The 22,456-nt window shown below is 74.2% G+C and carries 18 protein-coding genes; 10 read left to right on the top strand and 8 right to left on the bottom strand.

The window, feature by feature from the left end; genetic code table 11:
• Positions 1-963, top strand: a 963-nt coding sequence (locus tag BI06_RS12840) for a hypothetical protein (RefSeq protein ID WP_043468116.1), incomplete at its 5' end; no start/stop codon positions are given.
• A gap of 83 nt (positions 964-1,046) precedes the next feature.
• Here the strand turns inward: BI06_RS12840 and BI06_RS12845 are convergent.
• Together BI06_RS12845 and BI06_RS12850 are read right to left on the bottom strand one after the other, a co-directional pair.
• The gene (locus BI06_RS12845; protein WP_051740937.1) at positions 1,047-1,595 is read right to left on the bottom strand and encodes a hypothetical protein; all 549 of its coding nucleotides are present in this window, start codon (positions 1,593-1,595) and stop codon (positions 1,047-1,049) included.
• 147 nt (positions 1,596-1,742) lie between these two features.
• Positions 1,743-2,315, bottom strand: coding sequence for a TetR/AcrR family transcriptional regulator (locus BI06_RS12850; RefSeq protein WP_043468118.1), 573 nt, complete (start codon positions 2,313-2,315; stop codon positions 1,743-1,745).
• Between the two features lie 160 nt (positions 2,316-2,475).
• On the opposite strand from BI06_RS12850, the gene BI06_RS12855 reads away from it, so the two are divergent.
• A complete protein-coding gene (locus BI06_RS12855) occupies positions 2,476-2,916 on the top strand; it encodes a nuclear transport factor 2 family protein (RefSeq protein ID WP_043468120.1) in 441 nt (146 codons plus the stop codon).
• 27 nt (positions 2,917-2,943) lie between these two features.
• On the opposite strand, the gene BI06_RS12860 is transcribed toward BI06_RS12855, so the two are convergent.
• Both BI06_RS12860 and BI06_RS12865 read right to left on the bottom strand, forming a co-directional pair.
• On the bottom strand, positions 2,944-3,957 hold the full coding sequence (locus BI06_RS12860; RefSeq protein WP_369826113.1) for an alpha/beta hydrolase: 1,014 nt from the start codon (positions 3,955-3,957) through the stop codon (positions 2,944-2,946).
• A gap of 69 nt (positions 3,958-4,026) precedes the next feature.
• Entirely contained in the window at positions 4,027-5,241 is a 1,215-nt protein-coding gene (locus tag BI06_RS12865) for a serine hydrolase (RefSeq protein ID WP_043468122.1), read from the bottom strand.
• A gap of 916 nt (positions 5,242-6,157) precedes the next feature.
• Here BI06_RS12865 and BI06_RS12870 point away from each other — a divergent pair.
• Positions 6,158-6,388, top strand: a complete 231-nt coding sequence (locus tag BI06_RS12870; RefSeq protein WP_043468125.1) for a hypothetical protein — start codon at positions 6,158-6,160, stop codon at positions 6,386-6,388.
• Between the two features lie 141 nt (positions 6,389-6,529).
• Here the strand turns inward: BI06_RS12870 and BI06_RS12875 are convergent, their stop codons facing one another.
• Entirely contained in the window at positions 6,530-7,075 is a 546-nt protein-coding gene (locus tag BI06_RS12875) for a hypothetical protein (protein WP_043469401.1), read from the bottom strand.
• A gap of 97 nt (positions 7,076-7,172) precedes the next feature.
• Between BI06_RS12875 and BI06_RS12880 the strand changes: the two genes are divergently transcribed.
• Complete coding sequence (locus BI06_RS12880) at positions 7,173-11,369, top strand: CHAT domain-containing protein (RefSeq protein WP_043468128.1); 4,197 nt, start codon at positions 7,173-7,175, stop codon at positions 11,367-11,369.
• Between the two features lie 30 nt (positions 11,370-11,399).
• On the opposite strand, the gene BI06_RS12885 is transcribed toward BI06_RS12880, so the two are convergent.
• Positions 11,400-12,050: a hypothetical protein gene (locus BI06_RS12885; protein WP_043468130.1), complete on the bottom strand. Its 651-nt coding sequence runs from the start codon at positions 12,048-12,050 to the stop codon at positions 11,400-11,402.
• A 128-nt stretch (positions 12,051-12,178) separates the two neighbouring features.
• Here BI06_RS12885 and BI06_RS12890 point away from each other — a divergent pair, with 128 nt between their 5' ends.
• On the top strand, positions 12,179-12,574 hold the full coding sequence (locus BI06_RS12890) for a hypothetical protein (protein WP_043468133.1): 396 nt from the start codon (positions 12,179-12,181) through the stop codon (positions 12,572-12,574).
• Between the two features lie 70 nt (positions 12,575-12,644).
• On the opposite strand, the gene BI06_RS12895 is transcribed toward BI06_RS12890, so the two are convergent.
• Together BI06_RS12895 and BI06_RS12900 are read right to left on the bottom strand one after the other, a co-directional pair.
• Positions 12,645-14,144: a hypothetical protein gene (locus BI06_RS12895; protein WP_043468135.1), complete on the bottom strand. Its 1,500-nt coding sequence runs from the start codon at positions 14,142-14,144 to the stop codon at positions 12,645-12,647.
• Between the two features lie 538 nt (positions 14,145-14,682).
• Positions 14,683-15,327 carry a GntR family transcriptional regulator gene (locus BI06_RS12900; RefSeq protein WP_030395600.1) on the bottom strand — a complete coding sequence of 215 codons (645 nt, stop codon included), beginning with the start codon at positions 15,325-15,327 and terminating at the stop codon, positions 14,683-14,685.
• Positions 15,328-15,445: 118 nt separating this feature from the next.
• On the opposite strand from BI06_RS12900, the gene BI06_RS12905 reads away from it, so the two are divergent.
• Genes BI06_RS12905 through BI06_RS12925 form a run of 5 tightly spaced genes read left to right on the top strand, consistent with a single transcriptional unit; the run spans position 15,446 to position 22,362 of the window.
• Complete coding sequence (locus BI06_RS12905; protein ID WP_043468137.1) at positions 15,446-17,470, top strand: beta-galactosidase; 2,025 nt, start codon at positions 15,446-15,448, stop codon at positions 17,468-17,470.
• Positions 17,471-17,514: 44 nt separating this feature from the next.
• Positions 17,515-18,864 (top strand): aminomethyl-transferring glycine dehydrogenase subunit GcvPA, encoded by a 1,350-nt coding sequence (gene gcvPA, locus BI06_RS12910; protein WP_030395602.1) that lies wholly within the window; start codon positions 17,515-17,517, stop codon positions 18,862-18,864.
• Positions 18,861-20,456: an aminomethyl-transferring glycine dehydrogenase subunit GcvPB gene (gene gcvPB / locus BI06_RS12915; RefSeq protein WP_051740940.1), complete on the top strand. Its 1,596-nt coding sequence runs from the start codon at positions 18,861-18,863 to the stop codon at positions 20,454-20,456. The genes gcvPA and gcvPB overlap by 4 nt, the downstream gene beginning before the upstream one ends.
• Positions 20,453-21,616, top strand: a complete 1,164-nt coding sequence (locus BI06_RS12920; protein ID WP_030395604.1) for an ATP-NAD kinase family protein — start codon at positions 20,453-20,455, stop codon at positions 21,614-21,616. Before gcvPB ends, BI06_RS12920 begins: the two co-directional genes overlap by 4 nt.
• Positions 21,613-22,362, top strand: coding sequence for an SDR family NAD(P)-dependent oxidoreductase (locus BI06_RS12925; protein ID WP_043468140.1), 750 nt, complete (start codon positions 21,613-21,615; stop codon positions 22,360-22,362). Before BI06_RS12920 ends, BI06_RS12925 begins: the two co-directional genes overlap by 4 nt.
• The last annotated feature ends 94 nt before the right edge of the window (positions 22,363-22,456 follow it).

Below are 22,456 nucleotides of genomic sequence, written 5' to 3' on the forward strand. Positions count from 1 at the left end.
GCCGTCAGCCTCTGGGCGGGCGCGGTCTGGCGGATCTCCGTCGACGCCGGGGTGGGCGGGGCGGTGTCCCCCGACGGCGCGTTCGGCGGCCCGCTGCGGACGGCGGGGGAGGCCGCGGCGCGCGCGACGGCCGGTCAGCTCGGCGCCGCCCTGGTCGCCGCTGCGGCGGTGGCCGCGTTCCCGGCCCGGATCGGGCGCCGGATCCTGTTCCTCGCCGCGGCCGCCTCCTTCGCCGTCGGCTATCTGCACCTCGGGCCGCCGATGACCGTGCTCAGGCCGCCGCAGGCGGTGATCGACCGGGTGGTCGTGTTCGAGGGCGGGACGGCGAGTTGGGCCGGCTTCGTCGCGACGGCGACGCCCGTGCTGGTGCTGCTCGTCAACGGCCGCTCGGTGCGCTGGCTGCTCACCCCGGCGCACGAGGCCGCGCAGCGGGCGGCCGGCGACCGCCGCAACCTCGCCACCCGCCGCCGCGCCCGGGTCAACGGCACCGGCGCGGCCCGGGGTTGGCGCCCCGGCCGCGACGGCTACCGGGACCGGTTGCTGTTCTGGCTCGGTGGGACGCTGGTGCTGACCCTGGTCCTCTGGGCGGCGGTCGAGGTCCGGCTGGCGGTGGTCCACCGCGACCACCACCCGACCCCGGAGTCCTGGGGCACCGGCCAGGTCGGCGCGGCCTACCAGGCCGACTACCTGCTGCTGCTGGCCTTCCTGACCCTGGTCGCCTCGGCCACCGTCCCGCGCGCGGCCCGCCGCCTGCTGGCCGCCGCCGCGCTCGGCACGGCGGTGCTCGGCGCCTGGCCCCCGCCGCTGGGCCCGCTGGAGGCGCTGCGGATCCCCGTCCTGGGCCCGTGGTTCCGCGCGCTCGCCGAGATCTGGGGCCATGCCGCCTTCTGGGCGGCGGTCCTGGTGATGCTGCCGCTCGCGTGCTACCTGGCCGTCTGGACCTCCCGGCGGATCGGCGAGTAGGAAGTCGGCCGGTCCGGCTTCCCGCGCCGACAACCACGTGCCCGCCCGGACCCGCTGTCCGGGCGGGCACGCACAGTAACGGGTTACGGGCAGACACGGCCGGGGCGGCACTCGGGGTCGGCGTCGGCGGGACGGTAGTTGGACCACCACAGCGCCCGCTGGCCGTAGTAGACGACCAGGTTTCCGCCGTTCTGGACGGCGAGGTAGGCGCCGGGGTGGCCGGCCGTGCGGCTCTCCCACAGGGGGCGCCAGGCGGCGTCGTAGGCGGTGAGGTTGCCGTCGGCCTGGACGTAGAAGGACGAGCCGAGTCCGTAGGTGCCGACGGCCGTCCAGATGGCGACGCCGTTCTTGTACAGGACCACATGGCCGTCGTACTGCTGGAACAGTACGGTGCTGCCGTCCGGTGAGGACCAGCTCTCGCCGCGGTTCAGGGCGGCGGTGGCCCGGACGACGGTCTGGTCGGCGTTGGACACCGTCGACACTGCCGACACCGCGGCTGCGCCTCCGGCGGGGCCGCTCGCGGCCGGGGCGCCGCCGGCGGCCTGGGCGGTCCCGCCCAGCAGGCCGGCCGCCATCAGCACGGCACCGGCCGCGACACCGGCGCGGGGGACGAGGGATCTCGCGATTCTCATGACGGACACACTCCCGAAGTCGTTTCTGCCTGGGTGCGGCCAGTCTCACGGCGCCCGCCGCGCCCGGGCAAAGCCCTTCGACGCCCCTCGAATCCGGGCGCACGGCGGCGGGGCGGGTGAGCGCTCCGAGGCGGCGCCCGGCGCGGCTCAGTGCGGGCGCAGTCCGGTGAACACCACGTCCAGGACACGCCCGTGGGCCTCCGGATCGGGGCCGAGCTGCTCCAGGGTGGCTCCGGTGCCGACGATCAGCGCGACCAGTTCGGGCAGGGTCAGGTCGGCGCGGACGGCCCCGGCCCGCTGGGCGCGGTCCAGCAGTTCCGCCAGCCGGGTGCGGATGACGTCGGAGGACGCGCGCAGCGCGGAGTGCACGTCGATGCCGGCCGCGGCGAGGGCCCGGGCGAACTCGTTCTTGCCGGCGGACAGTTCGACGATCAGCCGGAAGCAGCCGAAGAAGGCCTCGGCGGGTTCGGCCCCGGCGGCCAGTTCGGCCGTCCGGGCCGCGATCGTCTCCAGCCGGCGCACCACCACCGCCTCCAGCAGGGCTTCCTTGGTGGGGAAGTGCCGGAACAGCGTGCCGACGCCGACACCGGCGGCGCGGGCGATCTCCTCCGTCGGCACACCGACGCCGCAGGTGGTGAACACCTCGGTGGCGGCGTCCAGCAACTTGGCCCGGTTGCGGGCCGCGTCCGCCCGGAGCGGTCGCTCCTGCGTGTCGCTCATCCTCTCAACTCCCTTTCGTCCGAAGGCCGGAACGCCGGGCGGCCGACCCTGGACAACCGGACTGTCCAGTCCGTATCGTCGTACCGGAGTCGCTGGTCCGGTTACGGCGGCCACATTCCTGTCCTTGTCGCTCCGTCCCTAGTCGTTCCGGGGGTTGATCATGTCCGAAACGCGGTCACCGCGCGAGACCTTCCACGCACTGCTCGACGGCATCACGGCCGGCCGCTTCACCGAGCTCGCCGCGCTCTACGCCGAGGACATCGTGGTGGAGACGCCCCTCGAACCCGGCGGGCCGGGCCGGTTCGAGGGGCGGAAGGTGCTCGCCGAACGGTTCGCCCAGCTCGGCGAGCAGTCCCCGCTGGAGCTGAGCTCCCGGAACGTGGTGGTCCGCGAGACCGACGACCCCGAGGTGATCGTCGCCGAGTGGGACTACGAGGTGCACCACCGCACCACCGGGCGGAGGCTCACCGCCGCCAACATCCAGGTCCTGCGGGTGCGGGACGGACTCATCGTGCACAGCCGCGACTTCCACGACCACCTGGCGCTCGCCGCGCTCACCGGCACCCTGCCGCGACTGGTCGCGGCCCTGGAATCCGAGTAGCCGCCCGTCGGACCGGCCACCCCCGGATCAGCTCCGGAGGACGCGCCGCAGCCAACGCAGCCGGGCGTCCCGGGCGTCGCGGCTGACGGCGGCCTCCGGGGCGTAGGTGTCGAAACCGTGGCACGCGCCCGGCCAGACGTGCAGCTCGGCGGCGCCGCCGGCCCGCCAGATCGCGTCCGCGTACGCCACCGCCTCGTCCCGGAAGGTCTCGGCGGAGCCGACCTCCAGATAGGCCGGCGGCAGCCCCGTCAGGTCCGTGGCCCGGGCGGGCGCCGCGTAGGGCGGCAGGTCGGCGGCGCCGTAGCGCTCGCCCAGCACGGCCCGCCAGGCGGTCGCGTTCGAGGTCCGGTCCCAGGTGTCGTGGCCGGCCAGCTGACGGGTGGAGAAGGTGCGGTCCCGGTCGTCCAGCATCGGACTCAGCAACAGCTGGCCGACCGGGACCGGACCGCCCCGGTCCCGCGCCAGCAGGGCGAGCGCCGCCGCCAGACCGCCGCCCGCGCTCTTGCCGCCGACGACGATCCGCCCGGGGTCCGCGCCCAGCTCCGCCGCGCGCCCCGCCACCGCGAGCAGCCCGGCATAGCAGTCCTCCACCGCCGCCGGGTACGGCGCCGCCGGAGCCAGCCGGTACTCCGCCGACACCACGGCCAGGCCCAGCGGCTCGGCCAGTTCGCGCAGCAGACGCGGCAGCACCGACCACGCGTTGCCCATCACCATGCCGCCGCCGTGCAGGTAGTAGAGGAGCGGCAGCGGCCCGCCCGCCCCGGCGGGCCGCGCGCTCACCAACCGCACCTCCGGCCCGCCGCCGGGCCCCGGCGCCACCAGCTCGGCGACCTCGAACCGGCCGCCGTCCCGCAGCTCCGCCACCCCGGGCCTCGGCCGCGCCGCCGCGTCCCGGGCCTGCCGGTCGGCGAGGTTCTCCGGCGTGAGCGGGTCCCCGGCCGCCACCCCGGCGGCCCGCACCTCCGCGTCCACCGCCGGTGGGACCGCCCGCCCGCCGCCGTCATCGTTCACGCCCGCCCGCCCGCCGCCGTCACCGTTCACGACCCGCCCCTCCGTCCGGCCGGGGTGGGGGACCGGCCCGGCCACCCACCCCTCGTCGCCTCCCCGAGGCTACTTGCCGGGCGGGATGTCGTAGACGTGATCGGGCGTCACGATGCTGGTGACCGCCTTGCCGACCAGCGTGCTGGGCTCCGAATTCTGGGCGGTGATGTCGGAGTTGAGCAGCAGCACCAGGGTCGCGCACTCCTCCGGCAGATAGATCGTCAGGCTCTCGTAGCCGGGCAGCGAGCCGTTGTGGCCGATCCAGCCGCCGATGTTGAAGATCCCGAGCCCGTAGTCCGCTCCGGGGATCCCGGTCGGCAGCATCTTCAGCCGCTCCGCCTGGGTGGCGGGGGACAGCAGGGTGCCGGTGGCGAGGTCCTTCGCCCAGTGCTTCAGGTCGCGCAGATCGGAGACCATCGCGCCCGCCGACCATGCCCAGGAGGGGTTCCAGTGGGTGGAGTCGGCGATCTCCCCGGACAGCGTCTGGTCGGTGTAGCCGTGCGCGTACGGCACCGGGAGTTCGGTGCCCTCCGGGTAGAGGGTGTGCCCCAGGCCGCTCGGCGCGGTGATCCGGTCATGGACGAACTGCTCGATGCTCTGCCCGCTCAGCTTCTCCACCAGCAGGCCGAGCAGGATGTAGTTGCTGTTCGAGTACTGGTAGCGGGTGCCCGGCGGGAACACGTTGTCGTGCTTGTACCCGTACGCGAGCAGCTCCTGCGGGGTGAAGACGCGCTGCGGGTCGCCCAGGAAGTCGTTCCCGAAGTCCGCGTCCGCGCTGTACGGGAACAGCCCGCTGCGCATCTCCAGCAGCTCGCGCACGGTGATGACCTCCCCGCACGGGACGCCGTCGAGGTAGGTGGCGATCGGCTCGTCCAGGCCGACCAGGCCCTGGTCCACCAACTGCAGCACGGCGGTGGCGGTGAAGGTCTTGGTCTCGCTGCCGATCCGCTGGTTCAGCCGGTCCGTCATCGGCGCGCCGGTCTCCTTGTCGGCGACACCGAACGAGCGCACGTACCGCCCCCGCCCCGGCAGCCACAGCCCGACCTGCACCCCGGGGATGCCCGCCTCCCGCATCACCCGCTGCACGGCCTCGTCGAGCTTCGCCCGCAACTCCGGGTCGAGCTCCCGCGCCTCCTCGTCCTCCACGCCGCTGTACACGGCCGGAACGGCGGAGGGCACGGCAGCGGTCGCGAGCGTGGGCGCACCGGCTGCCGTCAGCGGCAGCAGTCCGGCGACGGCGAGTGCCGCCACGACGAGCGTACGGACCGGCGAACGTCTTCTCATGATCCAGGGCCTCCCTGCGATTCGGGGCATCCGCTCCGCCGATCGTCGGCGAGGAGCCCCCGCGAACTACCCCGTTCATCTGTACGAACCATCACGAACCGCCCCGATCCACCCGATCGGCGGACCCGAAAGGTAAGACCGGTCCCGGTCCCTCGCGTCTCGGACCTGTGATGAGCGACCCGAGCATCATGTCGGCTCAACTGCCTTGCAGTATGTTCAAGTTACCTCTTGACTCGGCGTCTCTGCGAGGCTGGCCGACGCTGTGGCCGGGGGCCGGTGGGACCTTTTCCGGCGCTTTTTCCCGGGGGCATGGGTCACCGCCGCTGATCTCTTCGAGTCCTGGAGGTGTCCGGGCTCGCTCAATTTCCCGCTCGCCGGCAGAAATTCTCGCAGCAGGTCGCGAACAGCTCGAATATGGATCGTAACAACATGCTGCGATCCATTGGCCGGCGCTTGAGTCGAGACTTCGGGGTCGGCGAAGTCCTGGATGGTCACGTGTTGGTCTCGGAGTTTCGGTCGACAGGTTCTCTGGGGGCGCCTATGCGGAACTTTTGATTCCGATTTGACGGAATGCTGCGAGCGCCTGAAGATGGCTGACGCGTGTGCATGAGGTTCACCATCGAAGTGGATACCCGCCTTTGATTCCCGGGCGGCTGGAGAGCCCCTGATCTGTGCCGGTGCCCAGATCAATGGTCGGCGTACTCTGGTTACTCCACATGAGAAGTGATGGTCCTCCTCATGTGCGGGCGCTGCACAGCTTCAACGTGCTGGCAGCAGGGCTGCGGAAGATCGCGCCCAGTTCGAGATTTCTGCACCGGCAGTGTCTCGATTCGACATATCGCTGTGTGCGGTGGGTCGGGTCGAGTCTGCCGCCGTCAGAATTCACCCGGCCTCCGCTCCGAGAGGAGCTGTGAGAGTGCCTGACTGGGTGGTAGCCGTTTCCGTGGGTGTTGGTGGCGTCTTCTGGTTGCTGCATTTCGTGCTGCGGAAGATACCCTCACTCAGCAAGGATGCGATCGCGAGTATCAAGGCCCTCCGCGCCGTACAGGCGGAGTTCCGGAGGAGCCGTCTGCCCGGCACCTCGAACGAGGAACCATCTGCCGTTTTCCTGGCCGAGGGCATCAACGAGCAGAAGCAGGCGAATTGAGCCCCCAGCAGCAGACCCGCAGACAGGGCGTGGCCCGCGCTGCCTGCCGAGCCGGGGAGGGTCGGGCAAGCGCGGGCCGCCTGCACGCTGCCGGAGATCCTCCGGCAGCGTGCTCCTCGGGATGGGAGGCGCCCCCCGGGTTCATGGGCCGGACGGTTCGGCGGCCCAGTCGGCCAGGGTGGTGAAGTCGGCCGCCGTCAGGCCCACCCGGGGGTCGATGCGGTGGAGCAGGGCCGGGCCCGGGTGGTGGGTGGCGACCCAGGTGCGGTCGGCGTCCGTGATCTCGTCGTCCACCCAGGCGAACGGGCGGCCCCGGGCCTGGGCGACGACGGCGGGGGTCTTCCAGAACACGCCGCCCCCGGGCTCCGGCCGGGGGTCGGGCCAGGTGATGACGGGGAGTTCGGGCAGGCCCAGCAGCGGGGCGACGAACTCGTTGGCCTCGGCCTTCCAGGTGGTTGCCCAGGCCAGGTCGAAGGGCAGCGCGGCGAGGGCCGGGTCGTGGTCGGGGCTGAGCCACACCCGGAAGGGCTTGACCGGCTTGTTCGGCAGGCCGTGGGCACGGAGGCGGGCCCGTTCGGCGGCGTGCCAGCGGGGTGTCAGCAGGCGATGGGTCCGGTAGCCCTCGGGGCGCCGGTGCGGCTTGGCCGCGTACGGGTTCAGGGGGCCGTCGACGTCCAGCAGGAGCAGGGGTTGCACCGGTTCACCTCCGGGGAGCGTGCCCCGCACCGTAGCGTGTGGGCGGTGTGCGGGGCACCGGGATTGTTGCGGCGGAGGGGAGCTCCGGGTGGTGGGGGACGACGAGGTCGGCGGGCTGGTCGGGCGGGGGCGGCGGCTGCTGGACGAGCACGACGCGGCGACGGATCCGCGGCAGGCCGCGATGGCGCTGTCCGGCGCGCTGACCGCGTTCACGGCGGCGCGCACGCTGCTGGAGGACGCGGGGCCGGCCGCGCCGCGCGGGGCGCTCGCGGAGGTGCGGCGCCTGCTCGGGCTGACGCTCGCGGTCCGGTACTGGAACGCCGTCGAGCGGCCGGAGTTCGCCGAGGACGAGGACATCCGGGCCGCGGTGTGGGCCGAACGGGACGATGCCGTCGGGCTGTTGACGCTCGGCGCGGCGGTGCTCGACCCGGCCGCGCCGGAGCGGGCGGTGGTCGCGGCGAAACTCGGGCTGCTGCTGTACGCGCGCTTCGAGGACGGGGAGGAGGACGGGCGGGCGCGCCCGGAGGACCTCGACCGGGCGGTGGAGGCGCTGCGGCTGGCCTGCCCCGTGCCGGTGCCGCTCGGCCCCTGGCAGGTGCTCGGCCCCGGCGGACCGGACCGCGGCAGGGACGGGCAGGACCGGCGCGACAACTATGACTCCTACGACTCCTACGACGCCTACGACGACCAGGACCCCGGCCACCTGATGGCCCTCGGCTGCGCGCTCGCCGACCGCCACGACCGCGACGGCGCCCCCGCCGACCGTGCCGCCGCCGACGCCGTCCTGACAGGCCTGCTCGACCGGCTGCGCCCGCAGCCGTGGCACGAACCGGGCACCGCCCCGCCGCGCCCCGACCCGGCCGCCGATCCGGGACCGGCCGACCTCGCCGACCAGGTCGAGCTGCTCGCCCGCCAACGCCTGGCCCGGCTGCTGCTCGACCAGGAGGAGGACGGCGGCGGGGACCTCGGCACGGCCGACCGGGCCGTCGCCCACCTTGAGCTGGTAGCGGCCACCACCGAGCCCGACGCGCCGGCCCGACTGTGGGCCGGCCTGGTCCTGGTGGGCCAGTACGAGGTTCGCGGCGGTGGCACCGTCCGCCCCGAGGACGCCGACCACCGGCTCGCCCGGCTGCGCGACCTGCGCCGGCTGGTCCCGCCCGCGAGCCCGGAGGGCGGCACCGTCCGCTGGCTGCTGGGAACCGCGCTCGGCGCCCTCTCCCGGCTCGACCACTACCTCCTGACCGCCGAGGCGGGGGAGGCCGTCGAGGTGCTGCGCGAGGGCCTCGCCGGGATGGCCGAGGACGACCCGGTCCGGCCTCCCTCGCACGCGGTACTCGGCACGATGGTCAACGCGCTGCGCGAGCACGAGCCGGACTCCTACCGCCTGGAGGAGGCGCTCCACCACCTCGAACGGGCTGCCGGCACCATGGCGGAGGAGGACCACGGCATCCGCCGCAGCGACATCCTCCAGCAGCTCGCCCACGCCTCCATCGCGCGGGACGAGTTCTCCACCGACCGGGCCGCGCTGGACCGGGTGATCGGCCTGCTCGACGACGCCCGGGCCCGGCCCTCCGGCAGCCTGGGCGCGGAGGAGCACCTGGACGGCTCGCTGGCGGCCGTGATGAGCAAGCGGTTCGCGTTCACCAACGCCGCCGCCGACCTGGACGCGGCGATCCGGCACGAACGCGCCGCGTTCCGCCGGACCGCGCCCGACGACGTCAACCGCGTCGTCCACCTGGAGAACCTCTCCGTCAGCCTCTACCGGCGCTACCTCCTCGGCGGCGACCACCAGGACCTCGAAGCCTCCCGCCGCTACACCGACGAGGCGGTGGCCTTCCTCGCCACCAGCGACCACCCGGGCGTCGGGCGGCTGCTCGGTGGGCAGCGGCCGATGCTCGAACGGACCCGGCTGATGCTGGAGTTCCAGGCCGCCTTGGTGGTCCTGGACGTCGAGGCGATGGGGCGGGTGGTGGCCGAGCTGGAACCGCTGGTCGCGGCGGTGCCCGAGGACGACCCGCTCCGGCCGATGGCACGCGGCGACCTCGGCGTGGCGATGTTCTTCCACGCGGCGCACGTGGGCCCGGTGGCCCGCCTGATGGACGCGGTCGGTCTGATGGTGGAGGCGGCGGAGGAGACGCCGCCCGGGCACCTGCACAAGGCCGTACTGAGCCTGCGGGCCGCCGGCGCGCTCGTCATGCTCGCCATGAGGCGGCCGTTCAACGAGACCCTCGCGGGGGACGCGCTCCGCTGTGTCGACGCCTTCCTCGCGGAGACCGACCCGACCGGCCTGGAGGGCTCCCGGGGCCTGCTGCTGCGGGCCGTCCTGCTGCTGGAGCGCTACCGCCACGCCCGCCGGCCCGCCGACGCCGCCGAGGCGCTGGCCGCCGCCGGGGCGGTGCGCGAGCGGATGCGGCAGGGGACGCCGACCCGGCTGCTGGCGAAGGTCAGCGGGATCCTGGCCGCCGTCCACCGGGCCCGGCTCGGGCCGGAGGACCGCCGGCCCGGCCGGGAGTTCGGGCTGGCCGGGCTGCGCGAACTCGCCGCCGCGACCCTGCTCCAGGCCTCGGCCGAACCTGCCCTGATGCTGGCCAGGGACGCCGCGTCCGAGGCGTTGACGATCGCCGGGTGGTACATCGCCGACCGGGAGCACGAGGCGGTCCCGGACGGCGACGCACCGCCCGGCGAAGAGCCCCACCTGCGGGCCGCCGTCGAGACACTGGAACTCGGCCGCGGCCTGGTGCTGCACGCCTCCACCGCCACCACCGACGTCCCCGACCTGCTGCGGATCGCCGGGCACCATGACCTCGCCGACGCCTGGCTCGGCGGCGGCTCCGACTCCGGATCCGGCTCCGGGCCCGAAGGCGGATCCGACGGCGGGCCCGCCGACCCCTTCGACTTCGACGCGCTGCTCGGCCTGCCCGGCACCCTGCTCGAATCCCTCCCCGGCGGCGCCGACATCCCCATGCCCGACGACCTCCGCCGCCGCGCGCTCACCGCCCTCGCCGCCTCCCCGGGGACGGCACTCATGTCCGCACCCCCGGTCGAGGAGATCGCCCGGAGCCTGCGTACGGCCGACGCGGACGCCCTGGTCTACCTGCTGCCGCCCGCCGACGGACGCAGCGGCCAGGCCCTGCTGATCACCGCCGGCGACGAAGGCGGCGCCGTCGACCTGCTGCCGCTCACCCTGGTCAGCAGCTCCGCACTCGGGATGCTGCACACCTACCGGCGGGCGCACCGCGAACGCCAGGCCACCCTGGACGAGCTGCCGCCCCGTCACCCGGAGCGGGTCGCCGCCCGGCGCCGCTGGCAGGGCACCCTCGGCGAACTCTGCGACTGGGCCGGCACCGCCGTGATGCGCCCACTGCTGCGCCACCCGGCCCTGCGCTCGGCCGCCGCCCGCCGGGCGCCCGGTGCGCCGCCCCGGCTGGTGCTGGTGCCGTTCGGCGCGCTCGGAGGCGTGCCCTGGCACGCGGGGCTGCTCAGCAGCGGGCTGCGCGACGGCGGCCGGCCGGTGCGCGCCGTGGAACGCGCGGTGGTCTCCTACGCCGCCTCCGCCCGGCAGTTCTGCGAGGTGGTCCGGCGTCCCCGGCTGCCGCTCGCCGAACGGCCGGTGGTCGTCGGCGACCCCACCAGGGACCTGATGTTCGCCGAGGTCGAGGCCGAGTACCTGCACGCCGACCACTACCCGCACGGCACCCTGCTCGGCTATGTCGAGGACGCCGTGGGCGCGGGCACCCCGGCCGAGGTGCTGGCCGCGCTGCCCGCGCCCGGACGGGCCGGGGCCTCCGTGCTCCACCTGGCCTGCCACGCCCTGCCGTCCGGGCGCTCGCCGCTCGACGCCCACCTCGCCCTCGCCCCCGACCCGGACACCGGGGACCGGTACGGCCGCCTTCCCGTCGGCGACATCCTCCGCCAGGCCCTGGGCCGCCCGCCGGGCTCCCCGGGCGGGCTGGTCGTGCTCGACGCCTGCGTCAGCGACCACACCGGTGAGGACCTCGACGAGGCACTCACCCTCTCCAGCGCCTTCCTCGCCGCCGGCGCGACGGGCGCGATCGGCTCGCGCTGGGAGGTGTCCGACGAGATGGTCTGCGTCCTGATGTACGTCCTCCACGCCCGCCTCACCGCCGGCGACCCACCCGCCGACGCCCTGCGCCACGCCCAACTGTGGGCCCTCGACCCCGACCGCCGCCTCCCACCGGACGCCCCACCCGAACTCCACTCCCTGGCCCGCCGCGCCCCGGACGCCCTGGAGGTCTGGGCGGCCTTCTCCCACCAGGGCTACTGACCGGCGCGGGGCACGCGACCCGGCCCCGTCCTACGGGAGCGCGAGTTCCTTGCGGGCCTCGGTGATCTGGTTCAGCACGCCGTGCGCCTCGGCGGTCCCGGCCAGTTCGGTGGCCTCGGCGAGCAGGGCGGCGGCGTCCTCGCGGCGGTCCTGCTGGGCGGCGAGGTGGGCCAGGCCGACCAGGTTGGCCGCGACGCCGGGCAGGAAGCCGAGTTCCCACCGCAGCCGGGTGGACTCCTCCAGCCGTTCGCGGGCTGTCGGCAGGTCCCCGGCGATGTGGGCGGCGATGCCGAGGTGGCGCAGCGCGTAGCTCGCGGTGAGGAGGTCACCGGTGCGGGTGGCGAGGGCGAGCGCGCGCTCCAGGGCGGGGAGGGCGGCGGCCGCGTCGCCCCGGACGACCTGGTGGAACGTGCCGGTCCAGAACAGCGCCTCGCCCTCGCCCCGGGCGTCGCCGAGTTCCCGGTAGCGGGCGGCGGCCCGCTCGAACAGCGCCAGCTCGCGCGGGTCCTCGACCCGGTCCGCCAGGAACCGGGCGTGCAGCACCCGCCCCCGGGCCAGCGCGAGGTCCGCCTCGACCCCGTCCAACCCCCGCTCCGCCGCCGCGAGTCCACTCGCGTCGCCGCCGAACACGGCTGTCTCGTAGTGGAGTCCGGCCTGTTCGATCCGTATGTCCCTGGTCATGCGCCGATCCTAGGCGGTCCGTTCGCGGCTCCGACGCCTCGTCACCCCCGAAGGGAACCGCCGGTCGGGGTCCGTGCGTGATCGGGGGTGTCCCGGTACTTCCCGTCCTCGCACACGCTTGGAGTCCCATGACCGACTACCGGACCGTCGGCCTCGTCCATCTGTTCATCGCCGCCGTCTCGGTCCTCGTCCCGTTGATCGGCGCCGTGGTGGCGGGCACGTACATCCGCCGCCGGGGGCGCAACGCCCGGCTGGCGATGATCGGTTGCCTGGTCGCGGCCCTGGGGCCGATCGTCCTCGTCCTGGGGACGGGTTTCGGCCTCGACACCCTGTTCGGGAGTGTGGGGCCGCTCGTGGCACTGAGCGTCGTCTCGGCGGTCTCGGCCCTGTTCCACCTGGCCGGTCTCCTCCTGATCCTGGCCGGGGCCCTCACCGTTCCGGCCCGGCCCGCCGCTCACCAGGCTCCCCATCCCTACGCTGCGCCGTTCTACGTCTACCCGACCGACGCGCCCCCGGGGCACTGACGCGGGGGAGACGTGCCGGTGCCCGCCCCGCGAACGTTGCGGGGCGGGCACCGGATCGGTCGAGGAAGCGTCAGAAGAGCGGGAGGCGGCGGCTGAAGGCGTCGGTGACGGTGTTGGTGTCACCGGGGACGAGGGTGCCGTCCTCCGAGGTGAAGACGAGGGTGGTGCCGAAGGCGTCGATGAGGGGCTCGGAGGAGAAACCGGCGGTCTGGGCACCGTCGGAGGAAACGCTGACACGCTCGGTACGGCCGGTCCACAGGTCGTGCCGGAAGATGTCGTCGGTCAGGTTGGTGTCGCCGGGGACGAGGTTCTCGGCGTCGGACATGAAGTAGACCCAGCGGTTCCCGGCGGCCATGACGGCACCGTAGGAGGACCCGGTGGTCACGGTGCCGGGCAGGCCGGCCGGGAGGCGGCGGACGGTGCCCTGCCGCAGGTCGCGCACGAAGACCTCGTAGTGGCGCTGCGAGCCGGAGCTGTCGGGGGTGTTCGGCACGAGGACGGCGAACAGCGCGTAGCGCCCGTCGGGGCTGAAGGCGCCGTCGGAGGAGCCGACCAACTGGCCGGTCTCGTCGACGCTGCCGCCCTTGAGCTGCCCGGTGGCGACGTCGTGGACGTAGAACGGGTACTGGCGCGGCCTGGTGACCTCCGCGCGGGCGCCGGTGGCGGCCCCGGTGGCGGGGGCGTAACCGTGGCGGGCGGGGCGGCCGGGCACGTGCTCGTCGGCGGTGGCCGAGGCGTCGGACGCGGCGAGGGAGGAGACCTGGCCGCCGCCCTCCTCGGGCGGGAGCAGGTTGGTGGCCTTGGAGATGAAACCGACCCGGCTGCCGTCGCCGCTGATCACCGGCGCGGCGGACGGGCGGTCGGCGGGCGTGCCGTCGGCGGCCCGGGTGACCAGCCGGGTGGTGCCGATCCACCGGTCGAGCAGGTAGACGTTGGCGACGCGGTTGACCGGGTCCGGGACGAGGTCGGTCCGGCTGGAGGCGAAGGCGACGTAGCGACCGTCCCAACTGATCGACGCCAGATAGGAGTTGAGGTCCGGTACCTCGCGGTGCGGGTCGCCGGTGGTGAGCCGCTCGGTGCGGTCGGTCCAGCGGTCGCGGAGGTAGATGTCCTCGGCGCCGTTGGTGTCGCCGGGCACGAGCGCGGCGGTGGAGGTGAAGACGACGTAGCGGCCGTTGCCGCTGATCGAGCCGTCGTAGGAGCGGCCGTCGGCCTGGGCGCCGGTGGAGGTGAGGCTGACCCGCTCGGTGCGGCGTGTGAGGAGGTCGCGGACGAACACGTCCGTCGCGCCGTTGGTGTCGCCGGGCACCAGGTTGGTGGCATCGCCGCCGAGGACGGCGTACCGGCCGTCGGCGCTCACGCTGTCGGCCCAGGTCGCGCCGTCGGGCTGGGCGCCGCCGATGCCGACGGTGAGCCGGGTCGTGCCGCCGGCCGTGGACGTCGCCGGGGCGGCGGTCGCGGTCGCGGCGGTGCCGGCGAGGAGGCCGACCGTCAACAGGGCCGCGGTCGCGGCGAGGCGCCGACGGCCGGGCCGTCCGACGGCGATGGTGGGTGTGGTGCTGCTGCTCATCGGGAGTCTCCCTGGATCGCGCCCTCGCCCGCGCGCCCGGTGGTCCACCGAGGACACACGGCCCGCCCCCCGGCGGTCGGCTCGGGGCCGAGCCAACCGGCTCGGACGGGATGCCGTCAACTGCCTGGGCGGGCCTTCGACGACATTCCGCCATTGCGGCGCTTGCCGCGGCAACAAGTGCTGAGCGGAAGGGACTTGGCGGAGCCCGACGGTCGAAGGGCGGTCGGGCGACGGCCGGACGGCGCCGGGCCCGGACCGAACCGGGGAGGCCGGGATGTGCCGCAGCCGTGATGTGCCGCAGCCGTCCCGGGTCCGACGGGGGAGGCGGACCCGGGACGGGCTGAAGTCGCGCTGCTGACACGCGCGTTCGCCGGGCCCGAGGGGTCGGGGTCCGGCTCTCCGACTACGGTGGCCCAGCTCGGCCGGGGTGTCAACGCGGACCGCCCGCCCGGCCCCTGCCTGGGCGTCAGTGGCTGCCCCAAGGGGCAGCTCCGGTGCGGTGCACCGGTGCGGTGGACCGGTGCGGCGGACCGGCCTCTCACTCCGCCGGGATGTGCGCGAGCATCCGCTCCATCCCGCCGACCCAGTTGGCCCGCAGGGCGGTGATGGCGCCGGGCAGGTCGTCCTCCAGCAGTCGGCGGGCGATCTCGCAGTGCTCCTCCGACTCGCGCGCCACCGGCTCGTCCTCCGCGACGACCAGGTTCTCGTAGCGCCGCATCCCGGCCTTGACCCGGCCGAGCAGGTCGATCAGGCGCTCGTTGGAGCAGCCGCTGAGCAGCAGGCCGTGCCACTCGTCGTCGCGCCGGTCGACGGTCGCGTGGGTGGCGACCTGGTCCGGGAAGCCCTGGGCGAGGTCCAGCAGGCGCGGGGCGATGGCCCGCAGGTGGGCCGGGTCGGAGGACTCCAGCGCCAGCGACTCCAGGGCGGCGACGATCGCGACCAGTTCGCGGAACTCGGTGCGGCTGACCGGCGCGAAGCGGAAGCCCCGGCCCTGGTTGCTCTCCAGTACGCCCTCGCCCGCCAGGGCGATCAGGGCCTCCCGCAACGGGGTGCGGCTGACCCCGAGTTCGGCGGCCAGGACTGCCTCGTTCACGTCGGTGCCGGCCGCGAACTCGCCGCGGGTGAGGCGGTCCATCAGCTCGTCGCGGATCTGCTCGCGCAGTGGGCGGCGCTCGATCGCCATCGGGATCCCCCTTTTTTCGGATTCGCAGCATAGCTCTTGACCGCATTCAGTGTACTGCACTATGTATTTTGAATACAAAATTCTGAACGGGGTCCTCGACCCCTCGAGGAGGCGGAGCATGGGCCTGACCCGGGTGCCGGGACTGCTGTTCGGAGGCGACTACAACCCCGAGCAATGGCCCGAGGAGGTCTGGCAGGAGGACGTCCGGCTGATGGCGGAGGCGGGCGTCAACCTCGTCACCGTCGGCGTCTTCTCCTGGTCCCGACTGGAACCCGCCCCCGGCGTCCACGAGTTCGGCTGGCTGGACCGCGTCCTCGACCTGCTCCACGAGCACGGCATCGCGGTCGACCTCGCCACCGCGACCGCGACCCCGCCGCCCTGGCTGGTCCGCGACCACCCGGAGGTGATGCCGGTCGACGCCGCCGGGACCAGGCTGGAGTTCGGCTCCCGGCAGGGCTACTGCCCCTCCTCGCCGGTGTTCCGCGCCGCCACCGTCCGGCTCGCCCGCGCCGTGGCCGAGCGCTACCGCGACCACCCCGCCCTCGCCCTGTGGCATGTGAGCAACGAGTACGCCGACCACACCGCCGAGTGCTTCTGCCCGGAGTCGGCCCGCGACTTCCGCCGCTGGCTGAAGGAGCGCCACCGCTCCCTGGACGGCCTCAACGCGGCCTGGGGCACGTCCTGCTGGGGTCAGCACTACACCGACTGGACCCAGATCGAACCGCCCCGAAAGGCGCCGGGACCGGTCAACCCGGCGCAGCTGCTGGACTGGCGCCGCTTCTCCAGCGACGCCCTGCTCGCCTGCTTCGAGGCCGAGCGCGCGGTGCTCAAGGAGGTCACCCCGGACGTGCCGGTGACCACCAACTTCATGAGCGTGCTGCGCGACCTCGACTACTGGGCCTGGGCCGCCGCCGAGGACGTCGTCACCGACGACGCCTACCCGGACCCGGCCGACCCCCGGGCCGCGGTGAAGGCCGCGCTCAGCTACGACCTGATGCGCTCGCTGAAGCGGCAGCCCTGGCTGCTGCTGGAGTCCGCGCCGAGCGCGGTCAGCTGGCGGCCGGTCAACGTCCCCAAGGACCCCGGGGTGATGCGGCTGCACAGCCTCCAGGCGCTCGCCCACGGCTCCGACGGCGTGATGTTCTTCCAGTGGCGCCAGGCCCGCTACGGCCCGGAGAAGTTCCACTCGGCGATGCTGCCGCACGGCGGCACCGCGACCCGGCAGTGGCGCGAGACGCTCGCCCTCGGCGCGGACGTCCGCCGGCTCGCCGAGGTCGCCGGCAGCACCACCCGGGCCGAGGTCGCGCTGCTGCTGGACTGGGACAGCTGGTGGGGGCTGGAGGCGCCCGAGTCGATGCCCTCCGACCGGCTCCGGCTGCACGAGCTGCTGCTCTCCTGGTACGCGCCGCTGCACGCCCGGGGCATCGCCGTCGACCTGGCCCCGCCCGGGCGCGACCTCTCCGGCTACCGGCTGGTGATCGCCCCCAACCTCTACCTGTGCACGGCCGAGCAGGCCGCCGCGCTGGCCGCCTTCCCCAGCCACCTGGTGGTCGGGCCGTTCAGCGGCGTGGTCGACGCCGCCGACCAGGTCCACGACGGCGGGGCGCCCGGGCCGCTGCGCGAACTGCTCGGGGTGCGGGTCGAGGAGTGGCGGCCGCTGCCGGACGGCGCCACCCAGGAGGTGGAGACGGCGGACGGCACCCGGCTGCGCGCCCGCACCTGGACCGAGTGGGTGGAGGCCGACGGGGCCGAGGTGGTGGCGCGCTACCGGGGCGGCCCGCTGGACGGCCGCCCGGCCGTCACCCGGCGGGTTGCCAGGACCGGAATCGCCACCGCCGGCGCCACCTATCTGAGCTGCCTGCCCGAGGACCCGTCCCCGCTGCTGGACGAGGTGCTGACCGCCGCCGGGGTCACCGGCGTCGCCGGACCCGACCTCCCCGAGGGCGTCGAGGCCTGCCGCCGCGGCCCCTACCTCTTCCTGCTCAACCACGGCAGCCGGACGGCCACCGTCCCGCTGCCGGCCCCGACCACTACCGACACCGACGCCGACGCCGTGTTCACCGACCTGCTGACCGGCCGTCCGCTGCCGAGCGGCCCCCTGTCGCTCGCGCCCGGCGACGCCGTCGTCCTCAAGCAGTCCTGACGCAGTCCCCAAGCAGTCCCGAAGCCCTGACCCGAGGAGTGCCAGTGGCCCATCCCTACATCCCCAACGCGGGGCCCGAGACCAGGGCGGCGATGCTCGCCGAGATCGGCGCCCCCGACGTCGCCGAGTTCTACCGCGACATCCCCGCCGAACTGCGGCTCGACCGCCCGCTCGACCTGCCCGCGCCGTACACCGACGAACCCGGCCTGGTCCGGCACCTGCACGGCCTGCTGGCACGCAACACCCACCCGGCCGAACTGCTGAGCTTCCTCGGCCACGGCTGCTACCACCACCACGTCCCGGCGGTGTGCGACGAGGTCAACGGCCGGGGCGAGTTCCTCACCGCCTACGCGGGCGAGCCCTACGAGGACCACGGCCGCTTCCAGGCCCTCTTCGAGTACGTCTCGATGATGGCCGAGCTGCTGGAGATGGACGTCGTCAACGTCCCCGTCTACGACGGCTACCAGGCGACCGGGACGGCCCTGCGGATGGCCGCGCGCCGTACCGGACGCTCCAAGGTGCTGGTGAGCGGGGCGATCGCGGCCGACAAGCTGGCCAAGATCCGCGACTACCTCACCCCGGACGTCGAGGTGCACCTCGCCCCGGTGGCCGACTCCGGGGAGATGGGCGAAGTCCGGCTGGACGACACCTTCGCCGCGCTCTACCTGGAGACGCCGACCGTGCACGGCGTGGTCGAGACCCGGGGCCGGGAGCTGGCCGAACTGGCGCACGGCGTCGGCGCGCTGCTGGTCGTCGGCACCGACCCGATCTCGCTGGGCGTGCTCGCCCCGCCCGCCTCCTACGGCGCCGACCTGGTCTGCGGGGACATCCAGTCGCTCGGCATGCACCCGCAGTACGGCGGCGGCCAGGCCGGGTTCATCGCCAGCCACGACGACGAGCGGCTGGTCGCCGAGTTCCCGTCCCGGCTGTTCGGCATCGCCCCGACGGCGGTGCCCGGCGAGTACGGCTTCGGCGACGTCTTCTACGACCGGACCTCGTTCGCGCTGCGCGAGGAGGGCAAGGAGTGGGTCGGCACCGCGGCCGCCCTGTGGGGCATCACCGCCGGCGTCTACCTGGCGCTGATGGGCCCGCAGGGGATGCGGGAGATCGGCGAGACCGTGCTCGCCCGGACCCGCTACGCGATGCGCGCGCTGGCCGCGGCCGGCGCCGCGGTCCGCCACCAGGAGGCCGTGCACTTCCGGGAGTTCGCCGTGGAGGTGCCGGACGCCGACGCGCTGCTCGCCGACCTGCACGGCCGGGGCATCCTCGGCGGTGTGCGGCTCGGGGACCGCGAGGTCCTGGTCTGCGTCACCGAACGGCACTCGATCGCCGACATCGACACCCTCGCGGCGGCCGTCAAGGACGCCCTCTCCGCCCTGGGAGGCGCCGAATGAGCTCGCACACCGAACCCTTCGCCAGCCTGCCGGTCACGCCCAAGCCGGGCCTGCGCCGCTTCCACCAGGCCCGCTGGGACGAGGAGATCGTCTTCGAGCTGTCCCGGCCCGGCCGCCGCGGCGTGGGCGTGCCCGCGCCCGACGCGCCGCTCGTCGACCTGCCGGAGTCGGTCGCCCGCCGTACCCCGCCCGCGCTGCCCGAGCTCTCCCAGAACCAGGTGGTCCGGCACTACCTGCGGCTCTCCCAGGAGACCCTGGGCGCGGACTTCAACATCGACGTCGGCCAGGGCACCTGCACCATGAAGTACAGCCCCAAGGTCAACGACTCCTTCGTCCGGGACCCGAGGGTCGCCGCGCTGCACCCGCTGCAGCCCGAGTCCACCGTGCAGGGCGTGCTGGAGATCTACTGGCGGCTGGAGCAGATCCTCAAGGAGATCTCCGGCATGGCCAGGGTGTCGCTGCAGCCGGGGGCGGGCTCCGCGGCGATCTACGCCAACATCGCGATGATCCGCGCCTACCACGCCTCGCGGGGCGAGGGCGGGCAGCGCGACCAGGTGATCACCACGATGTTCTCGCACCCCTCGAACGCGGCCTGCGCCAAGGTGGCCGGCTACGAGGTGATCACCCTCATGCCGGACGCCGACGGCAACCCGGACATCGAGGCGCTGCGGGCGGCGGTCGGGCCGCGCACCGCCGCGCTGATGATCACCAACCCGGAGGACACCGGGATCTTCAACCCCCGGATCAAGGAGTTCGTCGACCTGGTCCACGAGGCCGGCGGCCTGGCCTGCTACGACCAGGCCAACGCCAACGGCATCCTCGGCATCACCCGGGCCCGGGACGCGGGCTTCGACCTGTGCCACTTCAACCTGCACAAGACCTTCTCCACCCCGCACGCCTGCGGCGGACCGGCGGCCGGCGCCTGCGGTGTCTCGGCGGCGCTGGTGCCGTTCCTGCCCGGGCCGGTCGTCGACCGGGTCGAGAACGCGGGGACCGCAGCAGGGGAGCCGGAGGTCTACACCCTGACCGTCCCCGAGCGCTCGGTCGGCAAGATCCGCCCCTTCCTCGGCGTCACCCCCAATGTGGTGCGCGCCTACGCCTGGGTGATGGCGCTCGGCGCCGAGGGCCTGCGCGAGGTCGCCGAGACGGCCGTGCTCAACAACAACTACCTGCTGGCGAAGGTCGCCCGGATCCCCGGCGCCTCCGTGCCGTGGGCCGACCGCCGCCGGGTCGAGCAGGTCCGCTACTCCTGGCAGCAGCTGACCGAGGAGACCGGCGTCCACTCCGAGGAGATCGGCATCCGCGCCGCGGACTTCGGCGTGCACTACTGGACCAGCCACCACCCGTACGTGGTGCCCGAGCCGTTCACCCTGGAGCCCACCGAGTCCTACTCCAGGGAGGACCTCGACGAGTACGCGGCGATCCTCGCCCATGTCGCCGACGAGGCCCGCAAGGACCCGGAGTTCGTCCGCAACGCGCCCTACCGCCAGACGGTGCACCGGATCGACCCGGCCTCGCTGGACGACCCGGCGCAGTGGTCGCCCAGCTGGCGCGCCTACCGCCGCAAGCACGGCGGGCAGCCCCCGGCATGATCGTCGGCCTGATCGTGAACCCCGTCGCCGGCCTCGGTGGCGCCGTCGCCCTCAAGGGCAGCGACGGGCCGGACATCCAGGCCAGGGCGCTCGCGCTGGGCGCCGTTCCCCGGGCGGCCGAGCGCGCCGCCGCCGCGCTGCGAGCCCTGCGGGCCCGGCGGCCGGACGTCCTGGTGCGCACCGTGGCCGGACCGATGGGGGAGGACAGCGCCCGGGCGGCGGGCGTCCCGTACCGGCTCGCGCACCGTCCGGCGGCGACGTCCGGCGGAACGGCCGGCTCCGGGGCGACGTCCACCGGCGCCGCCGACACCCGGACTGCGCCCACCGGCCCGGCCGACACCCGGGCGGCGGTCGCGGCGCTCGGCGAGGTGGACCTGCTGCTGTTCGCGGGCGGCGACGGGACGGCGCGCGACGTCCTGGACGCGGCGCCGCGCCCGCCGGTGCTCGGCATCCCGGCCGGGGTGAAGGTCTACTCCGGCTGCTTCGCCCTCAGCCCGGTCGCGGCGGGCGCGACCGTCGCCGGGTTCGACGGCCGGACCGTCGACGCGGAGGTGGTCGACCTGGACGAGGAGGGCCACCGCGCGGGCCTGGTCGGCGCCCGGCTGTACGGCACGCTGCGGGTGCCGGCGGCCCGGGAGCGGCTGAGCGGGCGCAAGACCGGCTCCTCGGCGGCGCCGCCCGGCTCGGCCGAGTCCATCGCCCGCGCGGTGGTGGCGGACATGCGCCCCGGCACCGCCTACGCGCTCGGCCCCGGCGCCACCACGCTCGCCGTGGGGCGGGCGCTCGGGCTGGCGCTGACACCGCTCGGCGTGGACGTGGTCCGGGACGGCGCCCTGCTCGCCCCGGACGTGACCGAGCAGCGGCTGCATGCCATTGCCATGTCACAGGTGACGCATGGTGTGTTGTCGGTGATCGGTGGGCAGGGTTTCGTGATCGGACGCGGGAACCAGCAGTTCAGCCCCCGGGTCCTGGCCGCGCTCGCCGGGGTCGTCGTGCTCGCCACGCAGCAGAAGCTCGCCGCCCTCGGCGGGCGGCCGCTGCTGGTCGACAGCGGCGACCCCCGGGCCGACGCCGCGTTCGAGGGCCACGTCCGGGTGGTCACCGGACACCGTGAATCAGTGCTGTACCGCATCAGTTCGGCGAGTGAGGAGCTTTCATGAACACCCTGCGCAACAAGGTCGCCATCGTCACCGGCGGCGCCTCCGGCATCGGCCGGGCCACCGCCGAACTGTTCGCCGCCGAGGGTGCCGCCGTGGTCGTCGCCGACCTCGCGGACGCGAGCGAGGTCGTCCGCGGCATCGAGGCGGCCGGCGGCCGGGCGCTGGCGGTGCGCGCCGACGTCTCCTCCGAGACCGACTGCGAGCGGATCGTCACCATCGCCGTGCAGACCTTCGGCGGGCTGCACGTCCTGTTCAACAACGCCGGCATCATCCGCCGCCAGACCGCGCTGGAGATATCCGCCGACGACTGGGACCGGGTGATGGCCGTCAATGTGCGGTCCGTCTACCTGATGTGCCGCTTCGCCGTGCCGGCCATGACCGAGGGCGGGTCGATCGTCAACACCGGCTCCGGCTGGGGGCTGAAGGGCGGCGGCAACGCGCTGTCCTACTGCGCCTCCAAGGCGGCGGTCGTCAACATGACGCGTGCGCTGGCGATCGACCACGCGGCCGCCGGCATCCGGGTCAACTCCGTCAACCCGGGCGACACCATGACGCCGATGCTCCGCGACGAGGCGCGCCAGCTCCAGGAGCAGTGGGCGGCGTTCGAGAAGGACGCCGCCGACCGGCCGATGGGCCGGGCCGGCACGCCGCAGGAGATCGCCGCCGCGGTGCTCTTCCTGGCGGGCGACGCCAGCAGCTACATGACCGGCTCCGCCCTCGTCGTCGACGGCGGCGGCCTCGCCTGACACCCCCGCACGACCCCCTCCGTGTACGGAGACGCCACCCCCTCCGTCACGGACCGCAACACCCCCCCTTCGCGACACGCGACACCCCACGCTC

This window comes from Kitasatospora sp. MBT66 (assembly GCF_000710405.2).
Taxonomy (GTDB): domain Bacteria; phylum Actinomycetota; class Actinomycetes; order Streptomycetales; family Streptomycetaceae; genus Kitasatospora; species Kitasatospora purpeofusca.

Coding starts and splice junctions, on each gene's coding strand:
- BI06_RS12895 (WP_043468135.1), bottom strand. CDS start 14,144: ATGAGCAGCAGCACCACACCCACCATCGCCGTCGGACGGCCCGGCCGT.
- BI06_RS12885 (WP_043468130.1), bottom strand. CDS start 12,050: ATGACCAGGGACATACGGATCGAACAGGCCGGACTCCACTACGAGACA.
- BI06_RS12865 (WP_043468122.1), bottom strand. CDS start 5,241: ATGAGAAGACGTTCGCCGGTCCGTACGCTCGTCGTGGCGGCACTCGCC.
- BI06_RS12925 (WP_043468140.1), top strand. CDS start 21,613: ATGAACACCCTGCGCAACAAGGTCGCCATCGTCACCGGCGGCGCCTCC.
- BI06_RS12850 (WP_043468118.1), bottom strand. CDS start 2,315: ATGAGCGACACGCAGGAGCGACCGCTCCGGGCGGACGCGGCCCGCAAC.
- BI06_RS12905 (WP_043468137.1), top strand. CDS start 15,446: ATGGGCCTGACCCGGGTGCCGGGACTGCTGTTCGGAGGCGACTACAAC.
- BI06_RS12900 (WP_030395600.1), bottom strand. CDS start 15,327: ATGGCGATCGAGCGCCGCCCACTGCGCGAGCAGATCCGCGACGAGCTG.
- BI06_RS12920 (WP_030395604.1), top strand. CDS start 20,453: ATGATCGTCGGCCTGATCGTGAACCCCGTCGCCGGCCTCGGTGGCGCC.
- BI06_RS12855 (WP_043468120.1), top strand. CDS start 2,476: ATGTCCGAAACGCGGTCACCGCGCGAGACCTTCCACGCACTGCTCGAC.
- BI06_RS12890 (WP_043468133.1), top strand. CDS start 12,179: ATGACCGACTACCGGACCGTCGGCCTCGTCCATCTGTTCATCGCCGCC.
- BI06_RS12845 (WP_051740937.1), bottom strand. CDS start 1,595: ATGAGAATCGCGAGATCCCTCGTCCCCCGCGCCGGTGTCGCGGCCGGT.
- gcvPB (WP_051740940.1), top strand. CDS start 18,861: ATGAGCTCGCACACCGAACCCTTCGCCAGCCTGCCGGTCACGCCCAAG.